This window comes from Vibrio sp. R12-SW3-ISO1 (genome assembly GCF_059834005.1).
This window is the reverse complement of the sequence record NZ_JCBDGK010000038.1, coordinates 246,019-268,753: the sequence shown is the minus strand read 5'-3', so window position 1 is coordinate 268,753 and position 22,735 is coordinate 246,019. Positions and strand designations below refer to the sequence as shown.

Annotated in this window: 21 protein-coding genes; 12 read left to right on the top strand and 9 right to left on the bottom strand. The window is 48.0% G+C overall.

Annotated elements, in window-relative coordinates; all coding sequences use genetic code 11:
- Positions 1–74 precede the first annotated feature (74 nt).
- The 5 genes from AC6R0R_RS10260 to AC6R0R_RS10240 all read right to left on the bottom strand — a co-directional run bounded on the left by AC6R0R_RS10260 (position 75) and on the right by AC6R0R_RS10240 (position 4,691).
- Positions 75–1,634, bottom strand: a complete 1,560-nt coding sequence (locus AC6R0R_RS10260) for an AbgT family transporter (protein WP_500626597.1) — start codon at positions 1,632–1,634, stop codon at positions 75–77.
- A gap of 266 nt (positions 1,635–1,900) precedes the next feature.
- On the bottom strand, positions 1,901–2,326 hold the full coding sequence (locus AC6R0R_RS10255) for a type IV pilus modification PilV family protein (RefSeq protein ID WP_500626596.1): 426 nt from the start codon (positions 2,324–2,326) through the stop codon (positions 1,901–1,903).
- The gene (locus AC6R0R_RS10250) at positions 2,316–3,554 is read right to left on the bottom strand and encodes a hypothetical protein (RefSeq protein ID WP_500626595.1); all 1,239 of its coding nucleotides are present in this window, start codon (positions 3,552–3,554) and stop codon (positions 2,316–2,318) included. Before AC6R0R_RS10250 ends, AC6R0R_RS10255 begins: the two co-directional genes overlap by 11 nt.
- Entirely contained in the window at positions 3,551–4,207 is a 657-nt protein-coding gene (locus tag AC6R0R_RS10245; protein WP_500626594.1) for a PilW family protein, read from the bottom strand. The genes AC6R0R_RS10250 and AC6R0R_RS10245 overlap by 4 nt, the downstream gene beginning before the upstream one ends.
- The gene (locus AC6R0R_RS10240; protein WP_500626603.1) at positions 4,188–4,691 is read right to left on the bottom strand and encodes a GspH/FimT family pseudopilin; all 504 of its coding nucleotides are present in this window, start codon (positions 4,689–4,691) and stop codon (positions 4,188–4,190) included. The genes AC6R0R_RS10245 and AC6R0R_RS10240 overlap by 20 nt, the downstream gene beginning before the upstream one ends.
- A 102-nt stretch (positions 4,692–4,793) precedes the next feature.
- On the opposite strand from AC6R0R_RS10240, the gene AC6R0R_RS10235 reads away from it, so the two are divergent.
- From AC6R0R_RS10235 to AC6R0R_RS10225, 3 genes are all read left to right on the top strand, one after another.
- On the top strand, positions 4,794–5,225 hold the full coding sequence (locus AC6R0R_RS10235) for a type IV pilin protein (protein WP_500626593.1): 432 nt from the start codon (positions 4,794–4,796) through the stop codon (positions 5,223–5,225).
- A 132-nt stretch (positions 5,226–5,357) separates the two neighbouring features.
- On the top strand, positions 5,358–6,212 hold the full coding sequence (locus tag AC6R0R_RS10230; RefSeq protein ID WP_500626592.1) for a co-chaperone YbbN: 855 nt from the start codon (positions 5,358–5,360) through the stop codon (positions 6,210–6,212).
- A 185-nt stretch (positions 6,213–6,397) separates the two neighbouring features.
- Positions 6,398–7,033, top strand: a complete 636-nt coding sequence (locus tag AC6R0R_RS10225) for a YccT family protein (protein WP_487903204.1) — start codon at positions 6,398–6,400, stop codon at positions 7,031–7,033.
- A gap of 133 nt (positions 7,034–7,166) precedes the next feature.
- Here AC6R0R_RS10225 and AC6R0R_RS10220 read toward each other — a convergent pair whose 3' ends face one another.
- The 3 genes from AC6R0R_RS10220 to zipA all read right to left on the bottom strand — a co-directional run bounded on the left by AC6R0R_RS10220 (position 7,167) and on the right by zipA (position 11,926).
- Positions 7,167–8,300 carry a porin gene (locus AC6R0R_RS10220; protein ID WP_500626591.1) on the bottom strand — a complete coding sequence of 378 codons (1,134 nt, stop codon included), beginning with the start codon at positions 8,298–8,300 and terminating at the stop codon, positions 7,167–7,169.
- Positions 8,301–8,808: 508 nt separating this feature from the next.
- Positions 8,809–10,821 carry an NAD-dependent DNA ligase LigA gene (gene ligA / locus AC6R0R_RS10215; RefSeq protein WP_500626590.1) on the bottom strand — a complete coding sequence of 671 codons (2,013 nt, stop codon included), beginning with the start codon at positions 10,819–10,821 and terminating at the stop codon, positions 8,809–8,811.
- A gap of 148 nt (positions 10,822–10,969) precedes the next feature.
- Positions 10,970–11,926 carry a cell division protein ZipA gene (gene zipA / locus AC6R0R_RS10210; RefSeq protein ID WP_500626589.1) on the bottom strand — a complete coding sequence of 319 codons (957 nt, stop codon included), beginning with the start codon at positions 11,924–11,926 and terminating at the stop codon, positions 10,970–10,972.
- A gap of 186 nt (positions 11,927–12,112) precedes the next feature.
- Here zipA and cysZ point away from each other — a divergent pair, with 186 nt between their 5' ends.
- The 5 genes from cysZ to crr all read left to right on the top strand — a co-directional run bounded on the left by cysZ (position 12,113) and on the right by crr (position 17,126).
- Positions 12,113–12,856, top strand: a complete 744-nt coding sequence (cysZ, locus tag AC6R0R_RS10205) for a sulfate transporter CysZ (RefSeq protein WP_500626588.1) — start codon at positions 12,113–12,115, stop codon at positions 12,854–12,856.
- A gap of 142 nt (positions 12,857–12,998) precedes the next feature.
- Entirely contained in the window at positions 12,999–13,967 is a 969-nt protein-coding gene (gene cysK, locus AC6R0R_RS10200; RefSeq protein ID WP_334555158.1) for a cysteine synthase A, read from the top strand.
- Positions 13,968–14,264: 297 nt separating this feature from the next.
- Positions 14,265–14,522, top strand: coding sequence for an HPr family phosphocarrier protein (locus AC6R0R_RS10195; protein WP_334555157.1), 258 nt, complete (start codon positions 14,265–14,267; stop codon positions 14,520–14,522).
- Positions 14,523–14,717: 195 nt separating this feature from the next.
- Positions 14,718–16,442 (top strand): phosphoenolpyruvate-protein phosphotransferase PtsI, encoded by a 1,725-nt coding sequence (gene ptsI / locus AC6R0R_RS10190; protein WP_334555156.1) that lies wholly within the window; start codon positions 14,718–14,720, stop codon positions 16,440–16,442.
- 174 nt (positions 16,443–16,616) lie between these two features.
- A complete protein-coding gene (crr, locus tag AC6R0R_RS10185; protein ID WP_334555155.1) occupies positions 16,617–17,126 on the top strand; it encodes a PTS glucose transporter subunit IIA in 510 nt (169 codons plus the stop codon).
- A 55-nt stretch (positions 17,127–17,181) separates the two neighbouring features.
- On the opposite strand, the gene AC6R0R_RS10180 is transcribed toward crr, so the two are convergent.
- A complete protein-coding gene (locus AC6R0R_RS10180; RefSeq protein WP_500626587.1) occupies positions 17,182–18,345 on the bottom strand; it encodes a 2-octaprenyl-3-methyl-6-methoxy-1,4-benzoquinol hydroxylase in 1,164 nt (387 codons plus the stop codon).
- A gap of 276 nt (positions 18,346–18,621) precedes the next feature.
- Here AC6R0R_RS10180 and miaB point away from each other — a divergent pair, with 276 nt between their 5' ends.
- The 4 genes from miaB (at position 18,622) to corC (ending at position 22,731) form a co-directional block, all read left to right on the top strand.
- A complete protein-coding gene (miaB, locus tag AC6R0R_RS10175; RefSeq protein WP_334555153.1) occupies positions 18,622–20,046 on the top strand; it encodes a tRNA (N6-isopentenyl adenosine(37)-C2)-methylthiotransferase MiaB in 1,425 nt (474 codons plus the stop codon).
- 106 nt (positions 20,047–20,152) lie between these two features.
- Positions 20,153–21,265, top strand: a complete 1,113-nt coding sequence (locus AC6R0R_RS10170; RefSeq protein ID WP_500626586.1) for a PhoH family protein — start codon at positions 20,153–20,155, stop codon at positions 21,263–21,265.
- Positions 21,262–21,723, top strand: a complete 462-nt coding sequence (ybeY, locus tag AC6R0R_RS10165) for an rRNA maturation RNase YbeY (protein WP_500626585.1) — start codon at positions 21,262–21,264, stop codon at positions 21,721–21,723. The genes AC6R0R_RS10170 and ybeY overlap by 4 nt, the downstream gene beginning before the upstream one ends.
- Positions 21,724–21,831: 108 nt before the next feature.
- On the top strand, positions 21,832–22,731 hold the full coding sequence (gene corC / locus AC6R0R_RS10160; RefSeq protein ID WP_334555150.1) for a CNNM family magnesium/cobalt transport protein CorC: 900 nt from the start codon (positions 21,832–21,834) through the stop codon (positions 22,729–22,731).
- Positions 22,732–22,735: the final 4 nt, after the last annotated feature.

The following is a 22,735-nucleotide window of genomic DNA, read 5'->3' as shown; positions in this document are numbered from 1 at the left end:
ATACGCCAGCGGGATCGCTGGCGTAAATATTTAATTTAGGAGACTTGGCTCATAGTGAAACCAAGACGCCGCGCTTACATCACGTAAGTGTAAGGCGCTTGAATACCAAGTGGGATGCCAACCGCCCAGTACGCTAGCAAGAAGATAGACCAGCCAATCAGCATCGCAATTGAGAATGGCATCATCAACGATGCTAGAGTACCGATACCCGTCGACTTCACGTAGCGTTGACAGTACACCACCACCAATGGGAAGAAGACCATCAACGGTGAAATGATGTTTGACACTGAGTCACCAACACGGTACGCCGCTTGAGACAGCTCAGGAGAGATGCCTACAGCCATCAACATTGGCACAAGAATTGGACCAATCAATGCCCATTTCGCCGACGCAGAGCCAATCAACAAGTTCACAGCGGCTGTCAGTAGAATCATACCAATAATGGTCGCTTCACCCGGTAGGTTCATCGCTTTCAGGCCTTCTGCACCGTACAACGCCAACATAGTACCGATGTTCGATTGTGCGAAAGCAGAAAGGAATTGAGCACAGAAGAACGACATCACAATGTACGCGCCCATGGTCGCCATGGTGTCGGACATCGCTTTAATAACGTCGTTACTGGTCTTAAACGTACCGGCAACCTTACCGTAAACGTACCCAGGGATGATAAACAAAATAAAGATCAGTGGCACGATAGACTTCATCAGCGGCGCTGAGAACGCAGTAATTTCACCCTCTGGTGAGCGCAGTGCAGAAGACTCCGGAATAATCGCTGCAATCAGCAGTGCAATACCCGCCATCATCGACCAACCGGCATAACGAAACGCTTTCGATTCCAACTCTGTAAATGAACCGAGATCCGGGGCTTTCTCCGCATCGTCATCAATCGGTGTTTTTGCTAGGCGAGGCTCGATGATTTTCTCTGTCACGTACCAACCAATCGCAACAATGATCACTGATGAAAGCCCAGTGAAGAAGATGTTGGCCAGTGGGTTGACGACGTATTTAGGATCAAGCACCTGTGCGGCAGTTTGAGTGAAACCCGCTAACAGAGGGTCAATACCAGAAGGGATAAAGTTAGCAGAGAAACCACCTGACACACCCGCAAAAGCAGCAGCGATACCCGCAAGTGGGTGACGGCCAGCGGCATGGAAAATAATACCACCGAGAGGAATAACCAAAACATAACCCGCGTCTGCCGCCGTATGCGACACGATGGCAACCAGAATCAGCATTGGCGTCAGAAGTTTTGCTGGCGTGAAGTTCAGCATCTTCTTAAGACCTGTGGTGATGAAACCAGAAGAGTCAGCCACACCCACACCCAACATCGCCACAAGCACGATACCTAAAGGTGCGAATCCGGTGAAAGTCGTCACCATATTCGCGAGGAAACTGGCTAATGCCTCCCCCGTCAACAGGTTGTTGATCGCCAATGCCTCACCTGTACGAGGATTGATCAGATCAAATGACACATTAGACAACAGCGCTGATGCTACCCAAGTGATCACCAATGCCCAAAAGAATAAGATCGCCGGATCAGGAATTTTGTTGCCTGCGCGCTCGATAAAGTTTAAAAAGCGATCCATCCCACTCGGCTTAGCAGATGGCGCTGAATTGATTGCTTGGTTACTCATGGTAACTCCATAGTTTGATGTTGTTGCCCTAGACCTTGTTATATTTTTTGACGGTCTATTATCAGCCAAGCATTCTATAAAACCCGCTTACAAAAAGCACAAGATTCTAAGGTTTTTTCCATAATTGGAGACATGTTTTGCAAAAACGTCAAAGACGTGCAACACAAACACCACAAAAAACCCACCAAATACCTCACAACTCGTTCACCAATTAGAAATTTATTTGGATTACCTATCAATTAACACCACCTATCCATGAGGGCTATTTAGTCATTAGTAAACTCACTGTAGCTTGACATCATAGTGGTCACGGATAGGGTTTGAGCGGCATCCAACCTATCTCGCCATTCGGTTGTCACTGTGATGGTTTTCAATGCGTTGGATAAGGTTGCAGTCGGCTCACTGGTTTGCCAACGCACGGTAAATGGAGCGTATGTGGTCGCGTCACTGCCACTGGTTATGCTCGTAAAATCGGCGGGAGGTATGCTAGACAACGCCGCTGATGCGCCGCGACTGCGAAACCACTCCAACTGACTTTCTGCGATATTGAGTGCTTGAATACTCTTGACGGCAAAATCGGAGCGCTGCTCAACGTATGCTTGGAGCTTGATCAGTGACAACGAGGCGACACCAATCAAAATAAACGCAATCATTACTTCCACCAAACTAAAACCACGCTGGCTATTTTGCATACCAACCTCCATTGTTCCACATTAGGGTTTTCGGCCGTTGGTAGAGACTATTGGCTGACGAGTAGTCGAGGTCGTACGAGCCATTGAGCACCACTTCACCATTGGGTGAATCGAAATGCATCCCCCCTTTGGGGTGAAACGCGCCATTGTCCAAGTAGACAGTGTGGGTTGAGAGCAGACTTTCTATCGCGCTAAAAAAGCTGACTTCAGACCAATAGTTCGCCAAATTCTCATCGCTAAAAGCGGGACTGGTACGATCCACCATATGAAAAAATGAGCCTGAGTAACTGGTTGAACCTGTCGAGGCAAATATGCCATTGGCGACGACCAGTGAACGCGGCCCTGTGACAGTGAGCGGCGCACTGAGGACGCAGTGGCCTTCTACCCACACTTTGTCATAACTGGCAAAAGCATCCGCCAGTTGTTGATGGCAAGTCTGACCGTCCGAGACTTCGGGATTCGTGATTAAGTAGTAATCCGCTTTAATATTTGAGATGTTTGACGTCGTTTTGGTGACACCAAAATAGTTATAAAACGGGTCAAGATCGTCGTCTTTGAGATAATCCTGCGCAAAGAGGTCTGGGTCATCGGTGGTATTGCCCCCTTCAGTGGTCGAGGTTTTGTGGCTACTGGCACAGTCACCGGAGAACCCAGGATAAGGGCCATTTGGCATAGGGTCTTCGGTGCTCAATGAAGCACCTGTGGGTGACTCAAACGTCACACGGTGTTTATAGCGAATCGCAACGCACTCATATTCGCCTTCTCCATTCGGCTTTTTAGGCGCATCGGCTGCGATCGCCGCACTGCCACGGATACGCAGATCTGCAGTGGTTTGAATCGCGCCAAGCCCCGTCATGCTACCCCAATAAAACGACTTTTTAAGTTCGTGAGTTGTGCCTTGTGACTCAATCACATAATCGGACGCGGTTAAAGCGCGCAGGTACAAGTCATCGAGCGCTAACGTCTCTTTACAAATTGAATCGAGCAATCCATGCCCTGGCGTCGTCAAATCGGGAACGAGGTTGGGGCTTCCTTTTAAATAGGCATAGACGCACTCGATGCCACCTTCTGCTCGCCAATGAGCTTGTCTAGCTTTGACTTCATTGTGTGAGCGCTTGATCTGGTAAAAGACATGTCGATAAGAAGCCAACACCATCACCAGTGCGATCACCAACAAAATCGATGTGACGAATAGAGTCACCACCCCACGCTGTTTGTTCCTACTCATTGCCAATTCCTCTGCAAAGTCACCGAAGAAGTGTCGAACGTCACGCTCGTGTCACTCACCAACTGAGCGCGCAACGTGACATTGACCTGTTGGCTGTGTGTCGAACCTCCTCGAATCGTCTCTGTGTTGACGGTTAACGCGGTAAGGGAAATCTGTTTTGGATCAAAAACGTTGTAACAGTTTCCATGCAGTCCAGAGTCAGTTGCGTCACTGACAGAAAGTGGCGCTGGCGTGTGTTTCTCACAGATTTTGAGCGAGTGACCGAGCGTCCCGGATGAACTTGGCTCACGCTTGTAGACCACATTACGAAACGCACTCGCGCCAGACGAGGCAACGCGGTACACATACCCCACTAACTCCGGTGAAGACTGGGTATGAATGACACCCGAAGCGCCTGACAACTGGTGATAGGTATCCGTAAGGCCGTCATAGCCTGCGCGCTGCATGTCCTCTTTCATTTGTGCCATCGCAGTCGATAGGTTTTGGGCTAACAGCAACGCTTTGCCTCGCTCGGTTGCCACCGCTTGGCTGCGAATAAACACGCTGCCCACCAGCATGATGGCAATCAATCCAAGGGCCGATGCAATCAGCAACTCGACCAATGACGCACCGCGCTGAAAATGGCCTCTCGGTTTAGCATTGCGCATAGCCATAATGACTGCCTCCTACTGCGCATATCATCACTCGGCTCGCACCATAAGCACTCTTCAGTTTCAAGTTCTGATTGGTGGTATTGGCAATATAAAACTCCAAATTGCCATCTTTCACTTTGCCACGCACACCATCGAATTTGATTTGATCAGAGGTATAGTTAGAGAGGATCACCACATCTCGAAAGCTTGCGCCATCAAGGTAAAGAATGGGCGTTCCTCCCGAGGTGTCGGAGTCTGTCAGTAGCAGTCTCCACTGACCGGGCAAACTTGGCGTGACAGAGGATTCAATGTGAGCCCACAGATCTTGGTTGCGCCACACCGCTTCCGACTTCGCTTGAACAAGAAAGTGCTCTAGCTCACCCGCGACGCGCTTCATTTGATTGCTTGCACTCATGGTTTGAAAACTCGGCGCGGCCACCGTAAGCACAATTCCGAGCACCACTATCGTGCAGAGCAGCTCAAGCAAGGTAAAGCCGCGAGTCATTTCCCATTTCATTATGTAAACCATCGCATATGCCATTTTTATCTTGCGCACATGCTATCAGCCCATAAAAATAGTTTATAAATCAAAGAGGAAGCATTAGAAATGATTCGAAAAAATCGCTGCAACAACCGAAAAAATTACTTACATGGCATGACATTGCTCGAATTACTCATCGCAGTTGCGATCGTGACGATATTGGCCATGATTGCCTATCCCGCGATGCAGAGCTACGCCTTAAAAGCGCATCGCACTACAGCATTAGCCGATTTGAGCCGCATCCAACTCGCGCTTGAGAAAGGTTACGATGGCAGCTACCTCACCTTGGCATCATCGATTATGTCAGGGTCGAGCTGTACGGTGTGCGAGTCCGACACAGCACGTTACTCACTCAGCATTGTCGCGAGCGCCGCCTCCTATACGATTACGGCAACGCCCAGTGGCGCACAAGCGAGCGATGCGTGTGGCGGTGCGACTTACACCGCGCTGACACTCAATCAGTTGGGCCTGCGCTCACCCGCTAGCTGCTGGAAATAAGCGCAATGTTTGCCATTCAAAGGCATAAAGAGCACAGAATCGCGTTGCGTGCTTGAACTCTTTGGCTTTCGCCCATATGTTGCCTATAGACATCGTGACTACGAACATCATCTACCAGCAAGGAATGATCACATGCAATCACCCTATATCGTTGAATTAAATGAGCAGAACTTTCGACAAGTATTGGAAGGCTCAATGCAAACGCCGGTGTTAATTCACTTTTGGGCACCGATGAGCCAAGAGAGTGCGCAAATCATTCCGCAACTTCAGTCGCTAACCCAGGAGTACAACGGCGCCTTTACCTTAGCGCTCCTCAATTGTGAACAAGAGCAAATGATCGCCTCGCAATTTGGCGTGCAAGCGCTCCCGACCATTGCCCTGTTTATGAATGGTCAAGCCGTCGACGGCTTAGGTGGCCCGCAGGGTATTGAAGCGATTCAAGCCATGCTGAGCAAGCACCTGCCAAGCCAAGAAGAGCTGGCGCTCAGTGAAGCGCTGACTCTGATTGAGCAAAAGCAGTACACTCAAGCACTGCCGATTCTTCAAAGTCTTGGAGAAGAGTGGCAACAAAAAGGTGACGTGAAACTCGCCATCGCAGACTGCTTACTCGAGACCCAAGCGTTTGACGAGGCAAAAGCCATGCTGAGCCATATTCCGCTTGAGTACCAGGATAACTACTACAAAGGCTTGGTCGCGAAATTAGAGTTGCATGAGCAATCCGCCAACAGCCCAGAGATTCAATCTCTCAAAGCTGACTTAGCGAATGACCCAGGCAACGCAAAATTGGCATCCGAATTGGCACTTTGCTACCACCAAGTTAAGCGCGATGAAGAAGCCCTTGCACTACTTTGGACATTTCTTAAGAAAGACCTCAACACCGAAGGCGGTGATCTGAAAAAGATCTTTATGGATATCCTGTCGGCATTAGGCCAAGGAAACGCCATCGCCAGTCAGTACCGCCGCCAATTGTATTCGGTGTTGTATTAAACACCGATAGTGCAGAACGTCCCTCTCCTCCAACGACGTTCTGCACGGCAAAAATCGACTCTTTCAACACTCCATCCAGATCTCATTGTTGTAATTATTTAGTATTTTTTGCATCAAAAAATAACTATTATATTCTTCTCTCTACCTTCATTATTTAGGTCAGAATCACAGTTGATGGAGCGATTATGAAATTAGTTCACACCTTGTTACCCTCTATACTAATGGTTCCAACATTAGCCTTAGCGGAAGTAAGCATTGATATTCCAAGAGGGGTTCAATTACTCACAGTAAATGGCGAGGATGCCGGATACTCAAGTATGGGATTTGATTATAAAGATAATTTAGTTCTTGAAGACGGTGTTAATCAAATCGTCTTTAGACTTGCCCATCTAGTCAGAGAGTCTGGTTCTGAAAAAACCAAATTCAAATCAGAACCTTTGGTGGCAACATTTGATGACGCAAATGCACGCTTCAAGCTTGTTATCCCTAAGATTCAGACATTTGATCAAGGTATGGACTTCAATGCTAATCCGACCTTTCAACTGATAGATAGCAACAACAATGAACCAAATAAAATCAAGAAAGACAAAATATCAATTGGGTTTAAGCTTATGCCCGATATGGTACAAGAAGTAGAAAAGTACAACATGAGTACCGAAGTAGCGAGCTTAAAAAACTTCTCTCACGTTTCTATTTCTGAGAGTAAGCTGGAAAATACCGCCTCAAGTACAAGCTATGAAACATTAAAGAATGCTTATAATAATGCGTCCAAAGAAGATAAAAAGAAATTTTTAACTTGGGCAATTAGCAACTTAGAATAAGTTTACCCGATAACAATTTTTACTAATAAAAAACACCGTAACTACGGTGTTTTTTATTACGCTCTTATGACCCAAAAGATAATAGCCAGCAAATGCTGGCTATTTTTTATAAGGCAATGAAATTTAGTTCTACTTAGAAGTAGTACTCTAGACCTAGACCCCAACCAAACTCTGCATCAGAATCGTCTTTCGAGATCATGTAAGGACGGAAGTAAGTCAATGCTGAATCATCTAAGAAGTACATCGCTTGAGCTGAAATGATGTAATCTTTACTTCCTTTCACTTCAGAACTATTAAGGTCAGCATTTAGGTTTGCCGCGTAGTTCATTTTGAAGTTCCAGTTTTCAACACCACTATAAACGACGCCAAACGAATAACTGTCTTGCTCAATTTCAGCACCGTTCAGCTCTGGAGCAGCAACATCTTTAACGACAACATTTGAGTATTCAGCTTCTTCCATCTTATAAGCGCCGTATACGCCAAAGTCGTTGATGTAGTATTCAAAACCAATGATTGCTGCAAATGTATCAGAGATAGCACTTGACTTGCCATCTTCCCCCAAATCTAGATCTGGACGGCTGCCAGGGTTTTGATTTAGGTAACGGTTAACAGCAGTATTGAAGTCACTGACACTGCGGTTCTCACCAACTTCTAAGCCACCGTGAACAGTGAATCCACCCGTTGTAAAGTGTGCACCCACACCGTAGAAGTTAGAATCTTTGTCTGACTCAGTACCGCGACCAGCAGCTAGGTTAAATTTAAAGCCACCGAAACTTGCTGAGTCGTAACGAAGCATGTTCGATTGACGGTCGTAACGCGCGCCACCAACCACATCGCCGCCCCAGTCAAACACAGCACCCGCACGCTGACCTGAGTATGGCCAGTCGACAATCTCGTACAACGGTGTCAACAAACGACCCGCGCGAAGTTTGCCGCCATCGTCAAATTCAAAACCAACGAAGGTATCGCGAACACCTAGACCGCTATTTGCGCCAGCATCTCCAACGTTACCACCTTCCATTTGCCAAATCAGTTTAGGACCGCGAGCAAGCTCTTTGGTACCACGAAGACCGAAGCGTGATTCATTTTCAAACTGTAGAGGTTGGTCTCCTGATGCGATTTTATCTTCACCGAACTGCCAGATAGACAGTGCAACTTGACCGTACAGGTCCACGCTGTCTGTAGCTGGTTTTGCAAGTACAGATCCTGACATCGCTACAGCAGCAACTGCAGCACCTACGAGTGAACGTTTAAACATTTTGTCCATGGAAAAACTCCTAAAAATGGATATAGCTGTCTTTTGTTTTCTCACCTTAAGTTGGCCGCCGAAGGGAGAAATCATTTCCTATGTTGAAAACCCTCTGCAAACCTTTCGCATCCGATTTTCTATTCCTGCATACACACTGTGTATCCATGAACTCAGGCTAACTTCGCGACTAAAAATATCCAAATAGAACTTAATTTTTTTCTAAAAAAATATGAGCAATAGCAAAGTTCCATTAATAGACAAGATCTACCTCTCATTTTTTGCTTTTTCAGGCGAAACCAATCAAAACAAACAAAATCAAAAACTTAAATAAAAAACAACATCAATAGGCGTGAGATCACTCGCAAATTATCTTCATTGTAAGATTCGAACATAAGACTATGAACAAGATCACTGACTAATTATTGCGATTATTGAAGTCGGCGGAAGGTAGATAATACGAGACAAATAAAAAGCCCTTAGCAAAATCACTAAGGGCTTCAATAGAAAGGGGCTTGGCTGTGCGAGGTTATTTCATCAAATCAAGTAAGTCTTGTTCTGTTTTGATCTCGATACCTAAATCTTGTGCTTTGGCGAGCTTAGATCCTGCGTTTTCACCCGCAAACAGAATGTCGGTATTTTTGGACACACTGCCGGTCACTTTGGCTCCTAACGTTTGCAGTGCCGCTTTTGCATCACTGCGTGTCAACTGAGAAAGTGATCCAGTTAGCACAACCGTTTTACCGGCCAGAGGCGCGGGCGCATCCTCGTCACGTTCAGCGATATCCGGCCAATGTATCCCTTGCGCCAACAAATCCTCGACCACTTGCTGATTTTTCTCCTCAGAGAAGAACGCCAAGATGTGACTCGCGACAATATGGCCAATATCTGGGACTTCTATCAGCTGTTCCAAGGTGGCTTCGCTGATCGCGGGTAGCGTTTTAAAATGCATCGCTAGGTTCGCAGCCGTCGCTTCCCCCACTTCTCTAATCCCCAGTGAATAGAGGAATCTTGGTAATGTGGTGGATTTCGATTTCTGCAGTGCGTCGACCACGTTTTGCGCTGATTTAGGCCCCATGCGATCCAGCACTGTCAGTACACCAGCAGAGAGCTTGAACAGATCAGCAGGCGTTGTCACCATCTCTTTGTCAACCAACTGCTCAATCACCTTGACGCCAAGTCCATCGACGTCCAAAGCCTTACGTGAGACAAAATGCTTCAAGGCTTCTTTGCGCTGCGCCTGGCATACCAATCCGCCACTACAGCGCGTTACCGCTTCGCCTTCCACGCGCTCAACATGGGAGTGACACACAGGGCAAGCACTCGGAAACTCGATCACTTTTGCATCAAGAGGGCGGCTAGCTTCGACCACGGAGACGATTTGTGGAATCACATCACCAGCGCGGCGAACCACCACCTGATCACCAATCATGACACCAAGACGCGCGATCTCATCGGCATTGTGCAAAGTAGCGTTGCTCACCGTCACGCCACCAACAAATACAGGTTCAAGCTTTGCGACGGGTGTTATCGCGCCCGTTCGCCCGACTTGGAACTCAACGTCATTAAGCACAGTGATCTCTTCTTGCGCCGGGAACTTGTAGGCGATCGCCCAGCGCGGCGCACGTGCGACAAAACCGAGTTGCTGCTGAAGCGCCACATCATCGACCTTGATCACCACACCGTCGATTTCATACGGCAAGGTTTGGCGGCGAGTGAGAATGTCCTGATAGTAAGCTTTCACCTCTTCCATGCTCTCTACCAAACGCACCTCAGGGCACATGGGTAGACCCCACTCCTTGAGTTGAATAAAGCGCTGGTAGTGACTTGAAGACAGGGTCGCACCTTGCACCACACCGACACTGTAGGCATAGAAACCAAGAGGGCGAGTCGCGGTGATTTTAGAGTCCAACTGGCGTAAACTGCCTGCCGCCGCGTTACGCGGGTTGACAAACACTTTCTCCCCTTTGGCTTTCGCCTGCTCATTGAACTGTTCAAAACCAGCGGTGGGCATGAACACCTCACCACGAACTTCAATACGTGCAGGCCAACCTTCACCACGCAGTTTAAGTGGAATCGCTTTGATGGTTCGAACGTTGTCGGTAATGTTCTCCCCCGTCGCGCCGTCACCCCGCGTCGCCGCTTGGGTTAGCACGCCATTTTCATACAGCAAACTGACCGCTAAGCCATCCAATTTTGGTTCACAGCAAAACGCAGCCACGCTTTGGCCCACCAGTCTATCTGTCATGCGTTTGTAGAAACTATCTAACTCGCTGTCATCAAACGCATTGTCGAGCGACAACATTGGGATCTCGTGAGTCACAGGCTCAAACTGAGATAAGGCCATGCCCCCGACCCGAGCGCTCGGCGAATCGGGTGTTCGCAAATGAGGGTGCTGTTGCTCTAGCTCTATAAGCTCACGCATCATACGATCGTATTCTGCATCGGGGATTTCCGGGCTATCTTCCACGTAGTACTTAATGCCATGATGATGAAGCGCACTACGAAGGGCCTCAATTTTCTGTTCGATTTCTTGGGACATCAGTCTCTCTGCTCTATATCTTGGCCACTTACAGGGCCTTTGCCTTTGATCTTAATCCAATATGAATCAGTGACTCTAAAGCGAATAAGGTAAAACGAAAAAGGCTCCGCATCAGGAGCCTTTATGGTAGCACGCTTTGTTTTGCTGACTAGGGTTGCTGTGCGAGCTTAAACGCCTTGATTTGAGCGCGATACGCATCAAGTCGGTTCGGCGTCATGAGATTACGCGCATCATCCAGCACGTTGGCGCCTAAATCATCGGCAATTTGCTGCGCGGTTTTCAGCATCAACTTGAAGTTTTGTTCACCATCACCGTAGCACGGCAATGTCATAAAGAATGAGATCCCTTTAGTGGTGAATGTTGCAGGATCATCATGCTTGAGTGTGCCAGGGTGCATCATGTTCGCAACGCTAAACAGGACTTTGCCAGTGCCAGAAAGATCCGCATGACGATGGAAAATGTCCATTTCACCGTAAATCAGCCCATTTTGCTGCATGCTATCAAACAGCTTGGTGCCCACAAATGGCGTCTCTCCAGCGCAATGCACATTGATGACAATCACCTGCATCTCATCTTCGTCATCATCAATCTCGGTCGGCGCGGATTCTGTGGTGGGGACAGAGCTCACATCACGGGGCTCTTGAGGCTTTGCAGACATAGAGGGAATGTCTAGCTCTTCCGCTGGCGCTTGACGGGGAGTATCTTGCAGCGGAGTGGTTTGAGACTCCTCTACCAAATCGTCTTTCCACTCACTAAAGGTTGGCTCATCTCGAGTGGCATCGCTTGAAAACGTTGAGTCACTGATGGATGCGTCGAGAAGCGGGTCACTTAGCAGAGGATCATCCATTGTCTCACCGGAGTCTGAAGCAAATTTATTGCTGGTGTTGCGACTGGTCTTAGTCACACGCACAATCTCAAAATCATCTTCGGGAGCAAAAGAGCGCTCGGGTACGGATTCGTCTTGCTCTGGCGTCGCCAGTTTTCCAATTGGCTTGTTGCCAAATTTTGTTTTGCCTTCTTTTTTGCTTGTCCATAATCCGTGGAACAACAGCGCGGCAATGGCCAAAGCGCCCACAATGATCAGTACAAATCGCAATTCCTGCATCTTTCACTCTCAATCATTCAGCTGCTAAATCAGCCAAACTGGTTTCAAATAATCTGATTTGAGTTACTCTACCAAAACTCTCATAGGTTTTAGAACAACTTAATGTTAGAAGTTCCCATAATGATGTGATTTTGAACACGCTTTTCCTTGTTAACACACCATAAAAACCCTGTTAGGCACATTTTCATGAACAACACTCAACAGTCAAAAACCGGATTTGGTTATTTTTTCCACGGTTTGCAACTCACTCTGCAACCCGGCATTCGTCAGTTTGTCCTTTTACCTCTCCTCGCCAACATTATTTTGGTCGGAAGCGCGCTCTTTTATCTCTTTTCTCATCTGGATAGTTGGATTGCGGAGTGGATTGGCCAATTGCCCGATTTCCTCTCTTGGTTGAGTTATCTTCTGTGGCCGTTGCTGGTACTCACGATTTTGGCGACCTTCTCCTACTTCTTTAGCACCTTAGCCAACTTTATCGCAGCGCCGTTCAATGGCCTGCTCTCGGAAAAGGTGGAAGAGCACCTAACGGGGCAAAAGATCAGTGACGATGGCATGCTCAGCGTTATCAAAGATGTGCCGCGTGTGTTGGCACGAGAATGGCGCAAACTGCTCTACGTTCTGCCCAAAGCCATTGGATTGTTTATTTTGCTGCTCATTCCAGCCTTAGGTCAGACGCTCGGCCCCATTCTGTGGTTTGTGTTTACCGCTTGGATGTTGGCGATTCAGTACTGCGATTATCCGTTCGATAATCACAAGGTGCCGTTTAATGACATGCGACACAATTTGAAACAAAAACAAAGCAAAGCCTATACCTTTGGTGCGCTGGTCTCCGTGTTCACCACCATTCCTATTTTGAACCTGATCGTTATGCCTGTCGCGGTGTGCGGTGCGACATCGATGTGGGTGACCGAGTTCAAAGCAAGACGCTGAGTTTATCAAGTTCATATCATATAACTTTTTAATCCTTTTCTAGTTTTTTACCCTGACCTAATCTCTATCGGGTCAAACTTAAATAGAACATGATTGGTGGCGTGAGAAACACGCTGCCAATATTTCGATGAAGGACTACATCATGAGCAAAATCTACGAAGATAATTCACTGACTATTGGTAATACCCCTCTTGTTCGCCTTAACAAAGTGAGCAACGGCAAAGTCTTGGCTAAAATCGAAGCCCGTAACCCAAGCTTCAGTGTTAAGTGTCGTATCGGCGCGAACATGATTTGGGAAGCTGAGAAAGCAGGCAAGCTAAAGCCGGGCGTTGAACTTGTTGAGCCAACCAGTGGTAATACCGGTGTTGCTCTTGCCTTCGTCGCGGCGGCGCGTGGTTACAAATTAACCCTGACGATGCCTGAGTCGATGAGCCTAGAGCGTCGTAAACTGCTGAAAGCCCTAGGTGCGAACCTAGAGCTAACTGAAGCAGCGAAAGGCATGAAAGGTGCAATCAACAAAGCTGAAGAGATTGTGGCGAGCAACCCTGACAAGTACCTGCTTCTTCAGCAGTTCAACAACCCAGCTAACCCACAGATTCACGAAAAAACCACTGGTCCAGAAATCTGGGACGCGACAGACGGTGAAATCGATGTGTTCGTTGCAGGCGTCGGTACCGGCGGTACCATCACAGGTACAAGCCGCTACATCAAAGGCGAAAAAGGTAAAAACATTGTTTCCGTAGCGGTAGAGCCAGCGGAATCGCCTGTGATTGCACAAGCGCTCGCGGGTGAAGAAATCAAACCAGCACCACACAAAATCCAAGGTATTGGCGCTGGCTTTATTCCAGGCAACCTCGATTTAGAGTTGATTGACCGCGTGGAAGCCGTGACTTCTGAAGAAGCAATTGAGATGGCTCGTCGTCTTATGGAAGAGGAAGGTATCCTTGCGGGCATCTCATCAGGCGCGGCTGTGGTTGCAGCAAACCGCCTTGCTCAACTTCCTGAATTTGAAGGCAAAACTATCGTTACTGTATTGCCAAGCTCGGGCGAGCGTTACCTAAGCTCAGCGCTATTTGCAGGCATCTTTACCGAGAAAGAGAACCAACAGTAATATGTGGTGAAATCAATTTTTCGTCTAAAAAAGCCCCGTTCAGGGGCTTTTTTGTTGATCCTGGCTCCACCTTTGGTAATATCGGGATGTTTTATTTCTAGCATCAAAATAAAACATTAAAACGATTTTATAGTTGCGGCGAAAAACAGCAAAGACTGACCACGCGGCACCTAGTATACAATTAGTATCAGTTCTGACACGAAAACAACGTCTGTCGCCTAGCGCATCCGTTTAATCCGAGTTAAGCTGTTTCTAATTAATAAACTATCTAAAAATAAATCAATTGGGGTATACAACATGTACGAGAAGCAAGTAGAAATCACAGCAGAAAACGGTCTTCACACTCGTCCAGCTGCACAGTTCGTGAAAGAAGCAAAAGCATTTGACGCGGACATCACTGTGACTTCTAACGGTAAAAGTGCAAGCGCTAAGAGCCTATTTAAGCTACAAACTCTAGGCCTAGTGAAAGGTACTGTAGTCACTATCTCTGCTGAAGGCCCACAGGCTCAGAAAGCAGTTGACCACCTAGTTGCTCTAATGGACCAACTACACTAATCGGTCTGCTATTGATTAAAGCCATTTTGCCAACGCAAAATGGCTTTATACCAATTTGATCCGGTCGATGAACAGGCCACCTCGTTTGCGCCGAACTATCCCATCATATTGGAAATAGCACCCAGATTAAGCTACACATAAACGTTAGCGCACCCATTTCTCCCGTTTAAAAGTTGACCAATTTAAGGTAAGGCTATGATTTCAGGCATCCTAGCATCTCCAGGTATTGCTATCGGTAAAGCACTACTCCTTCAAGAAGATGAAATTGTCCTAAACACTCACACTATTTCTGACGATCAAGTCGACGCTGAAGTAAAACGTTTCTTTGAAGCACGTGACAAATCAGCGGCTCAGCTTGAAACCATCAAGCAGAAAGCACTAGAAACCTTCGGTGAAGAAAAAGAAGCGATCTTTGAAGGTCACATCATGCTTCTTGAAGACGAAGAGCTAGAAGAAGAAATCCTAGCGCTGATCAAAAATGACAAGATGCATGCAGACAATGCCATTCACACTGTGATTGAAGAGCAAGCTGCAGCACTTGAATCTTTAGACGACGAATACCTCAAAGAGCGTGCGACAGATATCCGTGATATCGGTACACGTTTTGTGAAAAACGCGCTGGGCATCAATATTGTCTCTCTTAGCGATATTGACCAAGAAGTCATCCTAGTTGCGTACGATCTGACTCCATCAGAAACGGCACAGATCAACCTTAACTACGTACTGGGTTTTGCTTGTGATATCGGTGGTCGCACTTCTCACACGTCAATCATGGCACGTTCACTTGAATTGCCAGCGATCGTGGGCACCAACGACATTACCAAGAAAGTGAAGAACGGCGACATGCTGATTCTTGACGCAATGAACAACAAGATTGTCGTCAACCCATCTGACGCTGAGCTAGAAGAAGCGAAAGCCGTTAAAGCCGCATTCCTCGCTGAAAAAGAAGAACTGGCAAAACTGAAAGATCTTCACGCTGAAACTCTAGATGGTCACCGCGTCGAAGTGTGCGGCAACATCGGTACAGTGAAAGACTGTGATGGCGTACTGCGCAATGGCGGTGAAGGCGTTGGTCTGTACCGTACTGAGTTCTTGTTCATGGACCGCGATGCGCTACCAACAGAAGAAGAGCAGTACCAAGCGTACAAAGAAGTGGCAGAAGCGATGAACGGTGAAGCCGTTATCATCCGTACTATGGATATCGGTGGCGACAAAGACCTACCGTACATGGATCTCCCACAAGAGATGAACCCATTCTTGGGTTGGCGCGCTGTACGTATCAGCCTAGACCGTCGTGAAATCCTGCGCGACCAGCTGCGTGGCATCCTACGTGCCTCTGCACACGGTAAGCTGCGCATCATGTTCCCAATGATCATCTCTGTAGAAGAGATTCGTGAACTGAAAGCGGCGATTGAAGAATACAAAGCAGAGCTTCGTGCAGAAGGTCTGGCATTTGATGAAGAGATCGAAATCGGTGTCATGGTGGAAACACCAGCAGCGGCAGCGATTGCACCACACCTTGCAAAAGAAGTGGCCTTCTTCTCAATCGGTACTAACGATCTTACCCAGTACACACTCGCGGTAGACCGTGGTAACGAAATGATTTCTCACCTATACAACCCACTGTCACCAGCGGTTCTTACGGTCATCAAACAAGTCATTGATGCATCGCACGCGGAAGGCAAATGGACAGGTATGTGTGGTGAGCTAGCGGGCGATGAGCGCGCAACGCTACTATTATTAGGTATGGGGCTGGATGAGTTCTCAATGAGCGGCATCTCTATTCCTAAAGTGAAGAAAGTGATTCGTAACTCAAACTACGCGGAAGTGAAAGCAATGGCGGAAGAGGCACTGTCTCTACCAACGGCGGCTGAAATTGAAGCGGTAGTTGAAAAGTTCATCGCTGAAAAATCACTATAACCGGCTAATACCAATCTCCGATCTGGGGGGAGCCTTGTTGCCTAATCAGGCGTTTGTAATGAACAAATCTGTTTAGGTAAGAAGGAGATAGACGACTAAAAATAGTCGTCTATCTCGTGAGATTGGTATACTATAATTCGACAGAATTAAATTAAACGTTAGGAGCATGACACAATGGGTCTGTTTGACAAACTTAAGAAGCTAGTATCAGATGACAGCGCTGACGCTGGTGCAATCGAGATCATCGCGCCACTTTCTGGTGAAATCGTAAATATCGAAGACGTGCCTGATGTGGTTTTCGCTGAGAAAATCGTTGGCGACGGTATTGCAATCAAACCAGCAGGCGACAAAATGGTTGCTCCTGTAAACGGTACTATCGGTAAGATCTTCGAAACAAACCACGCGTTTTCTATCGAATCTGACGACGGTGTTGAGCTTTTTGTTCACTTCGGTATCGATACCGTTGAACTGAAAGGCGAAGGCTTCAAGCGTATCGCTGAAGAAGGTCAAACAGTGAAAGCTGGCGACACTATCATTGAGTTCGATCTAGCACTTCTAGAAGAAAAAGCAAAATCAACGCTAACACCTGTTGTTATTTCTAACATGGATGAAATCAAAGAGTTGAACAAACTGTCTGGTTCTGTCACTGTTGGTGAAACACCTGTTCTACGTGTGACTAAGTAATTAGCGTCACGAGAATGACAAAACGCAGCTTACGCTGCGTTTTTTGTTTTCTGTGCTAGAGTGAAGCGTCCATACCCAACGCATAACGCAATACTTGATGTTTGATGGGACCAGAGTGTTCTGCCACTTTCAGCGCCGCATTTCTTATCCACTTAAGCGGTACCTTGTCATTGCTAAACCCTTTATAAAACAGATCCATCCCGGTTTGCATCAGCAAATTATCAGGTCGACGACGACGTTCATATTGCGCTAAGTCCGACAAAAGGATCTCTTCATGATCGCGCGTCACGTTCAGCAAAGCCTCCACATCTTTAAAGCCGAGATTCACCCCCTGCCCTGCCAGTGGATTGATGGTGTGCGCGGCATCCCCAACCAGGACGCAGTGGGGCGTATAGTAGCGCTGCGCATGGCGGCGAGTTAACGGGAATGAGCCAGACTGGATCACCTCAATACCGCCAAGCTCAGCGGGAAAATGAGTCTTTATTTCGCTGGCAAGTTGAAGCGGCGTCATCGCCTTTAACTGACGAATACGCTTTGGCGTGTCGTACCAGACCAGAGAGCCTTGATGACCACATAGAGGTAGAAATGATCGTGGTCCCGACGGCGTAAATTGCTGCCAAGTGATGTCTTGTTGAGGGAGATCGGTTTTGACATTAATCAGCATGCAATGCTGCCTATAGTCCCAAGCGGTGATGCCAATACCTGCACTCTGTCTGACGCGAGAATGAGCACCATCGGCCCCGACAATCAGCCCGGCTTCGATAACCTCACCGTCTGATAGCGTCACTTGATTCACTGGGCCATATTCGATGTGCTCGACCGTCACTGGGCAACGCAACGCCAGATTCGGCCATGCCGAGAACTGCGACCAGAGCCCCAGTTGAATAATGCGGTTCTCAACGATGTAGCCCAATTGATCACAAGCGACATCGTCACTGTGAAAGCGGGTTCGACATTCGGGATGTTCCCACGTTTCTAGACGTTTGTAAGGACAGGCGCGCATCGACTGAATGGCTTGCCATGCCCCTAGCGATTCAAGCAGGGCAACCGAATGATTCGATATCGCGGAGACGCGGACATCCATCGCTTGTTGCGGTGCGTACGGCGTCGGCGCCTTCCCTTCGATCACCACGACACGTCGACCTTGCTCCGCAAACCCGAGCGCGACAGCTGCGCCTACCATTCCTCCGCCAATCACGGCCACATCATACTTGTTCATATTTTGTACTTCATCGTATTGATTCAAAGGCTATTTTCGATTGTACGGTTTGAGTGCCAATTTGTAACTAAAAACCTTGATGGGGATACGGGCAAACCCTTGTAACCACAAGGCTAGAATTGCTTCTGGTCACTCGCCATTGAAAGCAGTACAATACGCCGCTTAACGCCGCACAGGCGGTGAAAAATCGGCCAATTGAGTCACTCAATACCTTGGCCAACTGGAACCAATGGGCGATTTGCTCCCTTAATTTAAACTAACGATCGAGCGAACAACATGAGTAAGAAACTGCTAATAAAAACCTGGGGCTGTCAGATGAACGAGTACGATTCATCAAAAATGGCCGATCTCCTGAATGCCGCAAACGGCTATGAACTCACAGAAGAACCAGACGAAGCAGACGTGTTGCTACTGAACACCTGTTCTATCCGTGAGAAGGCGCAAGAAAAGGTCTTCCACCAGCTCGGCCGTTGGAAAACGTTGAAAGATAAAAAGCCAGATGTGGTGATTGGCGTTGGTGGCTGTGTTGCCACTCAAGAAGGCGACCACATCCGTGAGCGTGCTCCTTACGTTGACGTCATTTTTGGCCCGCAAACTCTGCATCGCTTGCCAGAGATGATCAAACAGTCGCAATCCGATGACGCGCCAGTGATGGATATCTCCTTCCCAGAAATAGAGAAATTTGACCGTCTGCCTGAGCCTCGCGCTGAAGGGGCAACGGCGTTCGTCTCTATCATGGAAGGTTGCTCGAAATACTGTACCTACTGCGTGGTGCCATACACCCGTGGTGAAGAAGTCAGCCGTCCTATGGATGACGTGCTGTTTGAAATCGCCCAGTTAGCGGAGCAAGGCGTACGTGAAGTCAACTTGCTTGGCCAAAACGTGAACGCCTATCGTGGCCCTACTCATGATGGTGAGATTTGCAGCTTCGCTGAATTGCTCCGTCTGGTCGCGTCGATCGATGGCATTGATCGCATCCGCTTTACAACCAGCCACCCGCTCGAGTTCACCGATGACATTATCGCGGTTTATGAAGACACGCCAGAGCTTGTTAGCTTCTTGCACCTACCTGTGCAAAGCGGCAGCGATCGTATCTTGACGATGATGAAGCGCCCGCACACTGCTATCGAGTACAAATCGATCATTCGCAAGCTACGTAAAGCGCGTCCTGACATTCAAATCAGTTCAGATTTCATTGTCGGCTTCCCAGGTGAAACAGACAAAGACTTCCAAGACACCATGAAGTTAATTAAAGATGTCGACTTCGACATGAGCTTTAGCTTTATCTTCTCACCACGTCCTGGTACACCAGCGGCGGACTACCCGTGTGATGTTTCCGAGCAAGAGAAGAAAGAGCGCCTCTACGAATTGCAGCAAGTGATCAACAGTCAAGCGATGCGCTATTCACGTTTGATGCTTGGCACTGAGCAACGTGTGCTGGTTGAAGGGCCATCGAAAAAGAATCTAATGGAGCTTCGCGCTCGTACAGAGAACAACCGAGTGGTGAACTTCGAAGGCAACGCCGAACTGATCGGTCAGTTTGTTGATGTTAAGATCACTGACGTGTTTGCCAACTCGCTACGTGGTGAAATCATCCGCACAGAGAAAGAGATGGATCTGCGCAGCGTCATTTCACCGACACAGATGATGGCAAAAACCAAACGCGAAGATGAGCTAGGTGTAGCAACCTTTACGCCTTAGTCTTGAAAATGCCTAACTAAGTAGCCATCTTAGTAATAGGAACTGTCGCCATTGGAAGCCCGGTCTCAATCGGGCTTTCTTAAATGGCCAATTATGTGAGGCAACTTTGAGCAATAAAATCGTTACGCTAGAAATCGATCTAGAACCTTCTGATAACCGCCGACTCGCCAGTCTATGCGGTCCATTCGATGACAACATCAAACACCTTGAGCGACGTTTAGGGGTAGAGATCAGCTACCGAGGCAACTTTTTTACCATCGTAGGTAAGCCTCATACTGCCGCGGCAGCGCTTGAAATCGTCAAAACACTCTACGTCAACACGGCGCCAGTACGTGGCACCATTCCTGATATTGAGCCTGACGAAATCCATCTTGCGATCAAAGAAACGGGCGTCCTTGAGCAAAATCTTGAGTCGAATATTGAGCATGGCAAAGAAGTCTTCATCAAAACGAAGAAGGGCGTCATCAAACCACGTACGCCAAACCAAGCCCAGTATCTCGTCAACATGGTGACGCATGACATCAGCTTTGGTATTGGCCCTGCCGGTACGGGTAAAACCTACCTTGCGGTCGCCGCTGCAGTCGACGCATTAGAGCGCCAAGAAATTCGCCGTATTCTACTCACGCGTCCTGCGGTCGAAGCCGGTGAAAAGCTCGGTTTCCTGCCAGGTGATTTGAGCCAAAAAGTCGACCCTTATCTGCGCCCACTTTACGATGCGCTGTTTGAGATGCTCGGTTTTGAGAAGGTCGAGAAACTGATTGAACGTAATGTCATTGAAGTGGCGCCGCTTGCGTACATGCGCGGCCGAACCTTGAATGATGCGTTTATCATTCTCGACGAGAGCCAGAACACCACCGTCGAACAGATGAAAATGTTTTTGACTCGTATCGGCTTTAACTCACGTGCTGTGATCACCGGTGATGTCACGCAAATCGACTTACCACGCGGCGCGAAGTCTGGCCTGCGTCATGCGATTGAAGTGCTCAGTGACGTTGAGGAGATCAGCTTTAACTTCTTCCAGTCTGATGACGTTGTTCGCCACCCTGTCGTCGCTCGTATCGTCAACGCCTATGAAAAGTGGGAAGCGCAAGATCAAAAAGAGCGCAAAGAGTATGAAAAGCGTCGCCGTGAAGAGCGTGAAGCGAAACTGCTCGACACTCAGGTCGCGTCTGCGCCACAGGCTCACGTTACCCCTTCGACTGAGAGTAAAGAGTCATGAGTATCGAACTCGATCTGCAACTCGCGGTCGAACAAGAAACGGATCTACCGACATTCGAGCAGTTTAGCCAATGGCTAAACGCCGCGGTCACCCTTTTTCAACCGGATGCGGAAGTGACGATTCGCATCGTAGATCGTGAAGAGAGCCAACAGCTCAATCACGAATATCGCGGCAAAAATAAGCCAACCAATGTGTTGTCTTTTCCTTTCGAAGCACCACCGGGCATCGAGATGGATTTGCTGGGCGACCTGATCATCTGCCGCCAAGTGGTTGAACAAGAAGCCAATGAACAAGGTAAACCCTTGATGGCACATTGGGCGCATATGGTTGTACATGGTAGCTTGCATCTGCTAGGTTATGATCATATTGAGGATGACGAAGCCGAAGAAATGGAGTCTCTCGAAATCGAGATTCTAGACAAAATGGGCATCGCCAATCCTTACGAAACGGAAGATTGAGTGTCGGCTTTCGGCACTCAGCATCGTCACTCGACGCTCAATCACCTCCATGAGCGCGAGTGCCATGTGAGCTACCACACTTTGGTAGCGTAACTAAAATGAGAAACAATGAACGACGACAATTCTCCCTCTGCCTTAGAAGGTAAGAAAGAAAAATCTGAAGGTCCGAGTAGAAAGTCCTTCTTCGGACGCCTGGGCCAAATCTTCCAGGGCGACCCAAAAGATCGCCAAGAGTTAGTGGAAGTATTCCGCGACTCGGAAGTAAACGACGTAATTGACCATGACACCCGCGACATGCTCGAAGGTGTCATGGAGATTTCCGAGATGCGAGTGCGTGATATCATGCTGCCTCGCTCTCAGATGGTCACTATTGACCGCAATGACGATTTGGATGCGCTAGTGATGCTGATTACCGATGCACAGCACTCTCGCTACCCTGTCATTAGTGAAGACAAAGACCACGTTGAAGGCATCCTACTAGCGAAGGACTTATTAAAATACTTAGGCTCTGATAGCTCGCCATTTAACATTGAGGAAGTGATCCGCCCTGCGGTGGTTGTTCCTGAAAGTAAACGCGTTGACCGACTCCTTAAAGAGTTTCGTGAAGAGCGTTACCACATGGCGATTGTCGTCGACGAATTCGGTGGTGTGTCTGGATTGGTGACGATCGAAGACATCTTGGAAGAGATCGTCGGTGAAATCGAAGACGAATTCGACGATGAGGAAGAGATCGATATCCGCAAGTTGAGCAAACACACCTTTGCGGTGAAGGCGCTGACAACGATCGAAACCTTTAACACCACATTCGGTACTTCTTTCAGCGATGAGGAAGTCGATACTGTAGGCGGCTTAGTCATGACGGCGTTCGGTCACTTGCCTTCACGAGGGGAAGTGCTGGAAATCGACAACTACAGCTTTAAAGTCACCGCCGCGGACAACCGCCGCGTACTGCAACTTCAAGTGACGATCCCAGAAGAAGACGCTCAACCTGAGCCTACTCAAGAGTAGTATT